Origin of the sequence: Weissella thailandensis, from assembly GCF_005405465.1 — a bacterium.
Lineage (GTDB): Bacteria > Bacillota > Bacilli > Lactobacillales > Lactobacillaceae > Weissella > Weissella thailandensis.
Genome location: NZ_BJEC01000001.1, coordinates 41539 through 52826, shown reverse-complemented (window position 1 = coordinate 52826; position 11288 = coordinate 41539). Strand labels below are relative to the sequence as shown.

6 protein-coding genes and 1 pseudogene are annotated in these 11288 nt (G+C 34.6%); all 7 read right to left on the bottom strand.

Annotation, left to right across the window (positions count from 1 at the left end):
* Positions 1–132: 132 nt before the first annotated feature.
* Complete coding sequence (rpoD, locus tag FFM62_RS00250) at positions 133–1269, bottom strand: RNA polymerase sigma factor RpoD (RefSeq protein ID WP_115470349.1); 1137 nt, start codon at positions 1267–1269, stop codon at positions 133–135.
* Positions 1270–1279: 10 nt separating this feature from the next.
* A complete protein-coding gene (gene dnaG / locus FFM62_RS00245) occupies positions 1280–3139 on the bottom strand; it encodes a DNA primase (RefSeq protein ID WP_115470348.1) in 1860 nt (619 codons plus the stop codon).
* Between the two features lie 417 nt (positions 3140–3556).
* Positions 3557–4588 (bottom strand): IS30 family transposase, encoded by a 1032-nt coding sequence (locus tag FFM62_RS00240; protein WP_115470347.1) that lies wholly within the window; start codon positions 4586–4588, stop codon positions 3557–3559.
* A 550-nt stretch (positions 4589–5138) separates the two neighbouring features.
* A complete protein-coding gene (locus FFM62_RS00235; RefSeq protein WP_240005883.1) occupies positions 5139–5954 on the bottom strand; it encodes a GIY-YIG nuclease family protein in 816 nt (271 codons plus the stop codon).
* A gap of 14 nt (positions 5955–5968) precedes the next feature.
* Positions 5969–6265, bottom strand: a complete 297-nt coding sequence (locus FFM62_RS10235; RefSeq protein WP_240005882.1) for a hypothetical protein — start codon at positions 6263–6265, stop codon at positions 5969–5971.
* On the bottom strand, positions 6255–8207 hold the full coding sequence (locus FFM62_RS00230; protein ID WP_115470346.1) for a DEAD/DEAH box helicase: 1953 nt from the start codon (positions 8205–8207) through the stop codon (positions 6255–6257). Before FFM62_RS00230 ends, FFM62_RS10235 begins: the two co-directional genes overlap by 11 nt.
* A 2-nt stretch (positions 8208–8209) precedes the next feature.
* Positions 8210–10983 (bottom strand): annotated as a pseudogene (locus FFM62_RS00225) (class I SAM-dependent DNA methyltransferase).
* Positions 10984–11288 lie beyond the last annotated feature (305 nt).

Here is an 11288-nt window from a genome sequence, read left to right as displayed (position 1 = left end):
CTAGAGGGATGGTAATAAAATAACCACCATCTGTTTACTCCTTACTCATATAAATAAGTCTTCTTATGTAAAAAGAGTGGCTTTAACTACTATTTGATAGTTAAACCACTCTATAATTGTTGGTTTTGTTCCTTAGTCCATGAAATCACGTAGTTGCTTTGAACGTGATGGATGGCGTAATTTACGCAACGCTTTTGCTTCAATTTGACGGATTCGTTCACGAGTAACCCCGAATACTTTACCGACTTCTTCCAACGTGCGTGTACGCCCGTCTTCAAGACCAAAGCGTAGTCGTAACACATTTTCTTCACGATCAGTTAACGTATCAAGCACTGATTCTAGCTGCTCTTTCAACATTTGATATGCTGCTGAATCAGCGGGTGAAACGGCTTCATTATCTTCAATGAAGTCTCCCAAGTGAGAATCATCCTCTTCACCGATTGGTGTCTCCAAAGAAACAGGCTCTTGCGCAATTTTTAGGATATCACGAACTTTGTCAGTGGCAACATCCATTTCTGCACCAATTTCTTCAGGTGTTGGTTCACGTCCCAGGTCTTGTAGTAAATTACGTTGAATACGAATCAACTTATTAATTGTTTCGACCATGTGTACTGGAATACGAATTGTACGTGCTTGATCAGCGATGGCACGAGTAATTGCCTGACGAATCCACCAAGTAGCATATGTTGAGAACTTAAATCCTTTACGGTAATCAAACTTCTCAACAGCTTTCATCAATCCCATATTTCCTTCTTGGATCAAATCAAGGAATTGCATACCACGACCAACATATCGCTTGGCAATCGAAACAACCAAACGTAAATTGGCTTCTGCTAATTCTTGCTTAGCAGTCTCATCACCAGATTCGATTCTCTCGGCTAATGCAACTTCTTCTTTTCCAGTTAGCAAAGAAACACGGCCAATTTCCTTTAGATACATACGAACTGGATCATTGATTTTCATACCAGTTGGTGCATCTGCTGCCTGCTTTAATTCCTTTTCAGACAACTTGGTCTTTTTGTTTTCTAGTGCACGAGCAGTTGGCTCACCGTTTTCATCAACAACAGAAATACCTGCTGATTCAATTTGATCATACAAATCATCAATCTGATCAGCATTCAAAGACATTGGCTTAACAACTGCCTTTTGCAAATCAGTTTCCTTAATTTGCTTATCCTTTTTAAATTCTTTGATGATACCCTTAACCGCTTTATCAAAGTCAGTTTTACTAAACTTAGTAGTGTTTCCCTCGGTTTTCTTTGCAGCCATAGTAAACTCCTTAATTATTTAAATTCTTTGTTTGCTTTTGTTTTAAAACAGTCATATATTCAACACTTAATTGTGCAATTCGTGCATGGTCATGCAACTGATTGGCTTCTTTAATATCACGTGATAATTGACGGATTTTTTCCTCTAAAGGGGCTTCATCGCTAATCACACGAATGTATGCTGATACTTGTTCGCGATCTTCAAATAACTGTGAATCAATACCTTCTAATGAAGCTAATATTCTAGTTAATCCAGGTTTTTGAACATAATCCATAAATGCTGCCATATCCGTTATAGGTTGTTGCTGATGTTCTTCACGATAGGCCATTGCAATCATATATAATGTTTCATATGGTACATCCTGAAAAGAAAAGTCAGCCTGATTGGTAACTTGCAACCAAACGTCATTATCACGTAACATCCATGCCAACAGTATTTGTTCGGCTTTTTCAACGCGCGTCAGACTACTTTTAACAACCTGATTACCATTAAAGGATGGCTGATGAGACTGTTGTCGAGCACCTTGATGCGTATTAGTAGATGGCTTCTGTGCTTGCTTTTGTAGCAACAGCGGGCGAATCTGATCTTGCAAAGCGTCATAGCTCAAGTCAAATTCATTAGCAAGTTGACGTAAAAATTGTTCACGTATTACTGGTTCCTTGACTGTCGCAATTACCGTAAGCGCATCACTAATGTAAGCGAACATCTCAGTTTGATTATTTAAATTACGATCAATTTGTAGATATCGCAAATTAAAAGTAACCGGATCTTCAACATTATGCACTAATACTTGATTAAATGCCGTTGCGTCATTTGAACGTAGATATTCGTCAGGGTCTTGATTATCAGGAATATGAATAATCTGAGCAGATAAACGACCTTGTTGGGTAATTAAATCCAACGCCCGTTTTGTTGCTTTTTGCCCCGCCATATCGGAATCATAACTAATACTAATGCCATCAGACATGCGAGACAAACGTTGCACTTGTTCAGTCGTTAACGACGTTCCCATCGAGGCGACACCATTTTGAATACCCGCCTGAAACGCTGCAATAACATCCATGAACCCTTCAAAAAGAATCACATGTTTTTGCTTTTTAATCGTATCCTTGGCTAAATCTAAGTTAAATAGCTCTGCAGATTTATTAAATAGTAGACTTTCAGGGGAATTGATATACTTCGGTTCATCATCATTCTGAGTTAACTTTCTCCCAGAAAAAGCGATAGGATGACCGGTGCTATCCCTGATAGTAAATAAGACACGATTGGTAAAACGATCATGGAGGCTACCGTCAGACCACTCAACAAATAATTCAGATTTACGTAATAGCTGATAATCAACTTTTTGCGTCTGGAAGTAATCATATAAAATATTACCTTCAGGTGCATACCCTAACATAAACGCATCAATCGTCTTCTCATCCAACCCACGAGAAGTTAGATAAGTAAGCGCCTTCTCACCTGAAGCAGTATTGACTAATAGATGATGATAAAGTTTGGTTGCCTCTGCGTATAATTCACGCAATGCCTTTACTTCTGGATCGACTTGTACATCTTGGTCATTCTCCAGATACGATTCATCTAAATCAACACCAGATTGTGGTGCAATTTTGGCAACGGCCTGCGGAAATGAAAGATTTTCAATCTCCATTAGAAAACTAAAAGCATTTCCTCCTCGGCCACATGAAAAACAATGAAAAATTTGTTTCTCTTCATTAACGGAAAATGAAGGCGTCCGTTCCTCATGAAATGGACATTTTCCAAACAAATTACGTCCTTGTTTTTTTAACTGTACATATGGTGAAACAACATCAACAATATTAACGTGTTCACGAATTTCTTCAACAAGATTCTGCGGAATTCGTGCCATAATATTTCACCTCCGTTCCAATCAAAATGAACTTTTCCAGCTCTTATAATTATACGCTTGAATATTTAATATGCAAGCATCTTGTCAACCCCTATGAAAACTCATAAATCTTGTTATGACAACATTCTTATTTTAACTTAGGTGTATTATGTAAACTAGAATTTTATAGGAATTGTCAAGTTATTAGCTATCAATTTTCCAAAAAATTTTTAACGACTAGCCGTGCATGCCTTGCCAGCAACCTTTACCCGCTTTATTACATTTTTGTATCTTTTTTTGGTTTGCTTGCTCTGGTTGTCTGCCCATGTTGTGGTTGTCACAATAATTTTTAAAATATAATTATTTACTCACACACTAAAACGACTTGTATTGATTGCTATAAAATACAAGTTCAAATAGTAAAAATTAGAATTTTAATTAAGCTAATTGTGACCGATGTTGGCGTTTCTTCTGACGTGCCCGTTGACTTTGCAAGAATTGGCGATAACACTGTTGTGGCGTTTGCCAATTTAAGACAGCCTTTGGATAATGGTTAATAATGTCTTGCACCGCTCTTAGTGCCACTAACGTGGTTTTAGTCAGACTTTGCCCTTTGGGAAAGAAACGCCGAATGTCACGATTAATACGTTCAATCCCCCCTTTTTCGGCCGGACTATACGCATGCGTAAAATAAACAGTTACTTGCCATTTTTCAAATAGCATCATGATATCAAGGTTGGTAAACTCATGACCACGGTCCGTAGTGACTGACTGCACTTGATTTGGATGTCGGGTTAAAAATTGTTCAATGGCATCATGCATGGCACTCACGCGTTTACTGTCCAATTTCATTAGCTCCATGTAGCGACTTTTACGTTCATAAAATACCAATAAACTGGCCTTCACCCCTTGAGGTGAATCAATACAATCCATTTCCCAGTGACCAAAATTACGGCGTTGATTAATTGTCTTGGGACGTTGGTCAATACTATGGTCTTGCATAAAATCACTTTCATGATGTGAGCGCATCGCTTCGCGCATAGAAACAGGTCGCATATGGTACTTACGTTTTTTATAATTCAATAGTGCCGGGACTTCTTTTTTTAAGTAGCGATATAAAGTGGTTGCTGAAGGCGCATTTTTCATGCTGTGCGCAATCATCGGAATGGTCCAGTGTTTTTCTTCAACGGCTTTTTGAACCCGTTTTAAAGTCCCTTTTGATACGTGAAGGTTGCCATAATTGCGATTAATGCGGTTCTGGGCAGCTAACCAATCAGCGTATTCCGGATCATACGGGATTTTATCTAGTGGGACATCAGAACGACGCCGATTATGGTGGACTTCATCATAGATTGTTTTAGGCGTTCGATGCAAACGTAAGGCAATTTGCCGTAAACTAATCTTCTGTTCATAATACCAAACATAAATGTAATAACGTTCAGAGCGGGATAGACGTTTGTAAGCTTTCATTAATTTGCTCCTTTACTATTTTGAGATAATCTTACTAGGCTTAATTGTATAATGTTCAATTGGGCCAGTATTACACAAAAGTGAAAATGAACTTACATTATAAATACTCGGATTGAGGGGCAGCGTTACATTTAATCGAGTTACGTATGTTTACTGGCAAAACAGTTACCATACACAAATTTATATATATATCATTTAATAATGGAATTAAAACACCTTCTTAAACATTTACTCAAATGATCGTATTAAATTTAATTATTAAACAGCTTTTAATTTATTATATATGCAAAAAGCTCGTAAATCAGATGTTAAACATCAAATTTACGAGCAATTTTTACAAACTAAATTAAAGATCTGAACTATTGTCACGCCATCTGCAATTGAACCCAATTATGGGGCACTTCATCTGTCCACATAAAACTTTCTCTATATGAATATACATATAGGACAAAATTACAATTATACACATATATACAAATTTCAAAAGAGAGGACTAATACAACAAATAGGAGTCTTAACATAAATATTTTAATCCTCTAAGTCAACATATCTATTTCTGTAAATCTGAAATAATTTTATTAATCTTAACTTCTATATCGTCTAAAGAAATAATAAACCATTCTGTTGCTTTTTTAAACTTATCGTCTTGAAATATTACTTGTTTGTCCTTAAATACATGATGCAACGTCCTTTCTAATAATTGAGCATTAATATTTTTAATTTCAGCTGACAATACTAATTGAACGGGTGCATTCAAGTAAGTTATTTCATTTTTTGCATTCTCAAGTCTTTGTTCAATCTTATTATTTGTGAATCCTATTTTATATAGATTACTGATTTTACTAATTTCAGGGTCCTTGCTCAAAGATTTTAAGACATATATATAGCCAGTTGTAAAATTCGCACCAAAATCTTCTGCAATGCTATTGCCGTCTATAACTTCTGTAATCATACGACCATTTCTTTCCTTAGAGTATAAGGACGATGCTAATGATTGTAGCAGTAAATCTTTATTTTCAGTACCATTTTCATAAATAACGTGCATTCTAGCATTTAATTTTCCATTATCTCCAATAAATTTATCTCTAGAAATCGAAATAATATATAACATCACCCCATTCTGGATATAAAATCTATTTTCTTCAATATCATACTGTTTGAATGGTACAATATTTCGTCGACCCGATGCTATATCTGCATGTACTTCCTCAAATAGTTTTTTGTATTGATCAAAATTTTTAGCATGTTTTCGACGCCCTATTTTATCCGCAGCATTAATTGTCTTTTTATAGCGTGATACATCTAATAAATTGTTAAAATCATCTAATGAGTTACTTTCATTTAAAATGGTGTCTAAATCTTCCACTTTCTGATTATCTGTTAAGTCATTATTAGTCCAACAACTGGCCTTTCAAGAATTCCATTTAAATCATATTTTTTAACTAATGCTGCTCTATCATCATTATCACGAAATCCCTGTAAACGTGCCCATAATGCTCTTTCGTGTGACCATTCCGAAGTTTTTTTAGGTTCTCGTTTGTTATCATCAACAAAGTCAATAATTTCTTGAAACTTCGACACTTCTGATGATTCATTTACATTTTTTTTAGGTTTATCAACTTTAGTTAACTCATCAAAGTCCATGTCATTAAAAATATCATCAAAATTAATTGCCATTAATATCCTCCTCACGTTCTTTCTTCAGTTCAGCAAGGCGTAATAAAGCAAAAGCTAAATATTTTTCTGTTTCATCTTTACTATTTGTATCAGGTTTTCGCCCATTTTCAACATAGAACTGCTTTGCTTGATAATAAGCATGTGCAAGCTGCTCATCTGTAAATTCGTATTTATTTTTAGCCAAATAATCCTGAATAAAGTGCAGAGTAGGCGCATTAATATCATGACTAATCACAGCATATGCTCGCTGAAAAGGATTTACTGCATCAATTAAATCAATATTCAGGTCGTCAATGTTGATAAAACGATCAGCCATTTTGATAATTTGTCGATTACCATCATCAGAAACAGTTTGTTCACTAGCTGAAACATTAATATCTGTTACCACGTGTTGTCGAACAGTTTCGAGTTCTTCTTCAGATAAATCTGGGTAGCGATCAATGATAACACGAGGAATTAATGTTTTATTAATTGTTTTCGCGTCTGCATTACTTATTATGGCGTTTTGCACATCTGAATTCTGTAGGATACTAGATTTCAAGTCAGCCATATCATCATCAATAATTTTTTGTGTCCGTTCAGTTGTATTTGCAGGTCTTAACCCCTTAATAGCCATGCTATCTGATGTATCACTTACGTCATCTTTAGGCTTAAATTTGTAAACTGGCGCTAAAACTTGCTCCATTAACAAAGAAGCAGTAATTGCTTTCATAATACTATTTACAGCAAAAAGGACTTCATCGTCGTTTGCATCCGGTTCAGCTATTAAATTAACAAATTTAGAACGTGTTTTATTAACACTATTACGTGTAACACGGCCAATAATCTGAATAACTTCAGTCAATGAATTACGATAGCCAATCGTCAATGCATATTCAGCGAATGGCCAGTCAAAACCCTCCTTTGCCATACCTAAAGCAATAATAATATCTAGTTTATCTAAATCTGTAATATCATCGGAAATGTTTGCCAAGTAATTGGCGACTTTTTCGCGACCTTCTTCTTGTACAAGATCAGCAACTTTTAACTTTTTCCCATCTGGACGTGATATTTCATAAATACCATCGGCATTGACCTTAATTGACCCACCATCCGTAAGAATATCCAAAATTTCATCTACTTCTGAATATTTGTCTTTAGTAGATTCCCCTGAGTTAACGTTTGGAATATGAATAATAGTTTTTTTGTTTACATCTAAAACTTCTGAAAGAGCCTCTGTATACTTACCCCGATAAAAGCTATATCCCATGGAAAATGATTTTAGATACTTATAACCTTCCAACTGCTCATAATAAGTGTAAGTAACCTTATCAAACTTTTCTTCATCAGCCGGATCAAGAATGGGCACAGAGTCGCCTCGAAAATAAGAACCAGTCATTGCTAAAACATGCGCAGTAGAATTTTTCATAATACTACGTAAAGCATTACCTAAAATAGAATTATCATCATGCGATATATGATGAAACTCGTCAATTGCGACTAATGTATCATCAAAAGATGAATCATCTAACTCTTCAAAAGCAAATCGTAAAGTTGCATGTGTAGAAATAAGAATATCGTCCGTTGGATCCGTTGAACGTATAAATCTTTCAAAGTGTTTAACCTTGGACTTTTCACCACCACCAATAGTTAAGTTATTCTCTGGTTTTACAATCCAATCCCAATAAAAACCGTTATTTGTTAGGGCACGATTACCAAACGATTTGCCAATTGAGCGTTCAGGAACAGCAATAATAACCTTTTTAATGTCCTGATTGTGCAATTTGTCTAACGCTACAAATTGCAATGCACGTGATTTTCCAGAAGCAGGAGGGGCTTTAACTAATAAATATTTTGATGCTCTTTTTTCGTATACACGGGCCTGCATTTCACGCATACCTAATTCATTAGTGCTTTTTGTTTTATTTTCATCAAAATTAATTTCGAATAAATTACTAGTCATTTTTATCCTTCTTTTGTTGTCATTTTTTGATACAAATTGAGTAATATGTCTAAGCGTTTTTCATCACTTTCAAATGGGCGTTGTTGATATGCACGATCTACTATCCCGTCGAGTTCCTCATGCTTTTTACGTAGATTTTCTGGCATTGTATCTTTATTATATAGTTCAGCCAATGTACCTCCATCGTATTCTCGTAATTCGAGGATTTCCGTCATAACACGAGTCATTTCATTTTTTCGTTGAGTTGAAAGTCCTTTGATTGGAAAGGTGTTATAAACTAACCCTGCTGAGTAACGATAACGTGTTTCCAGTTTCCCACCCACTGAACGTAGCCACACCATATGCATGCGGGATTCAAGTATACCTAAAAGCCACATGGGCGCATTATATATAGCCATAGCTGAAATCAGATATAACAGTATTTTCATTCACATAACCCATTGGAACATACTCTCGATTTTCAGATGACACACGAGGAACAATAATTTGAGTTATACCTTTTTCATTACCATTATGTTTTTTTCTGTAGTTCTCAAAAGCTGCTATACGTTCTCCACGCTGAACAAATAAATAAGGCGTTTCCCCCGCTTTTTTAGTTGAACTTGCTTTACTTTCAAGTCGCATTGACTCAACATTTCCAATACGCCAAACTATTTCTGGAATATCGGCAACTTCATCATACTGCATTTTATTTTCAAACCATAAAGTGTATCTAGCTTCATCTTTAATAAACTCATTAGCCCCAATATAGTGTTTCATGTATTTTTGTAAGCTTTTATGATTCGAATATTTGTTAAATAAGGTTCTTTTTTCTCTCTCAGAAAAAATAAAATTTCCTCCATCTCGTGGCATACTACCAAATACCATTTTTGGAAAGTTTGAAATACTTACACTACTATTAGACACAAGTACATTCGGCGCCGTAGTTAGATATGGATTAATATTCTCCACTAACTGCATTTTGGTATCCGAAAACAAATAATTAAGAGTTTTCATTCTTTTAGATATCAATCCAATAATTACTACAGTTACACCAGCATTTTTTTTGCACTATTTCCCCATTTGAATGATGTGTAAGCAAAAGAGATTTTTGTATATTTAAGAAGATTAGACCAAATTAAAGAAACCTGTTCACCCTGATTAATTGAGTTTGTTGAAACAAAAGCTAGCTGACTGTTTGACTTTGCAATAAACTGAGATCCCTTATAAAACCATCCTGTAATATAATCCACTTTTTTTGAGTTTATAGAACTACCAAGTACATAAGCCAGGTCTTCTTTTTGTTGTTTACTTTGTAACTTTGCTCCTAAATATGGCGGATTTCCCATAATATATATTTCATCTTCAGAAGTGTGTGGAACCACCTTGTCCCAATCCATTCTGAGAGAGTTGCCAATAATGATATTCCCTGCATCTTTTAAAGGCAAAAGTTGCGCAATAGTTCCTGGAATAGCTTCTTCCATTTCCATATTCATTTGATGCTCTGCTATCCATAACGATATTTTTGCAACTTCATGGGCAAAATCATCTATTTCAATACCATTAAAATTATCTAACCGGATTGAAGACATTGGCATTTGATCAGGCTGTTCAATTTCTTGTTCTAATAAAATAATTTTAATTTCAAGCCGCCTAATTTCCTTGTAAGCAATTATCAAAAAATTACCAGAACCACTAGCAGGATCCAAAAATTTAATGGATGAGATTCGTTCATGTAATACATTTAAAGAATTCAAAATATCTTTACGGTTTGCATTACGTGTTTTTTCAGTGATATTTTTCTCGTTACTTTGTTCTAATCGCTCCTTAAGTGATTCAAAAGCATTAGTAACTTTGTCTAGGAATAGTGGCTTAATCACCTTCATAATATTAGGTACACTTGTGTAATGCATACCAGTAACATGTCTATTTTCAGCAGACGCCACTGACTGAATCATTGAACCCAAGATGTCTGGATTGATTTCCTGCCAATTTAATAGTTCACCTGCTTCAATAAGTAACTTTCGGGAATTACGTGTAAACAACAACGATGTATGCTTTTCTCTGAAAAGTTTACCATTAACATATGGAAGATCTAATAACCAATTTTCTTTAGTAGAGCGTGCATCTATAGGGACATCCAAAACAGCAAACACTGCGGTTATAATTTCATTTAAGTTACTACCATCATCATTAGTACGCGCCTTTAAAATATTAGTAAAAACACTTTTTTTCATAATATTTGTATCTTCTGCAAACAATAAAAATAGTATACGAATTAAAAATAAATTGAAAGTATGTTCATCCGTGCTAGGATTGTCCTTAGCTAAAGCATCATAAAGCCGTGCAAATCGTTCGGCCGCTTTTCGATCTGCAGGACTTTCCGCTTGATAATCCGTTTTCTCTATCCCATTCCAAGGTAAAAAAAGTCTGCATTCTGAGGCAACTCTGTAAATAAAATGTTGAGAGTTGCTGTTGTCTTAGTATCAAATGCAGCAAAATTTTTAAAATTATTAGCGATAATAAATCTTGGCTTAGATTTCTCGCCTTTAATTTTTTGCTGAATTGCATCCACACCTTTAACAACATCATCTTCGGTTTCAAAATAATATAGCTTATTTTTAATTGTAAAAGGCTCTCCCTCTTGAAATTTTCGATTAGCACGGGTAATAGAAGTTTGAGGGATAGCGAAGTTATTTAAAAATTCAATAATGAATTTTTCTTTATTATTCACTGTAACTAATTTAGATATATTATCTTCAATTTCTGTAATGTTTAATCTTTTATTGGGGGTCATTTTATAACAACTTTCTATATTTATTGGCAATTCAACTCTCTAGATACTATGAACAAAGTAATACCACATATAAAGAAATATATCGATTAAAAATCGTCTAGCAGTTTTTAAATCACGTTACAGAAGGTTAATTGATAAATAACTTCCGTCATGGTTAATTAATACTTATTCAACTACTAAATCGGCTACTCTATCATAGATACTACTCCATAATTATTTTTTTGAATATTTTTTTACAAGTTGATTTAAAAAATCATTACGTAATCAAAAAGACATTCATTTATAGTGAATGTCTTTTAATAACT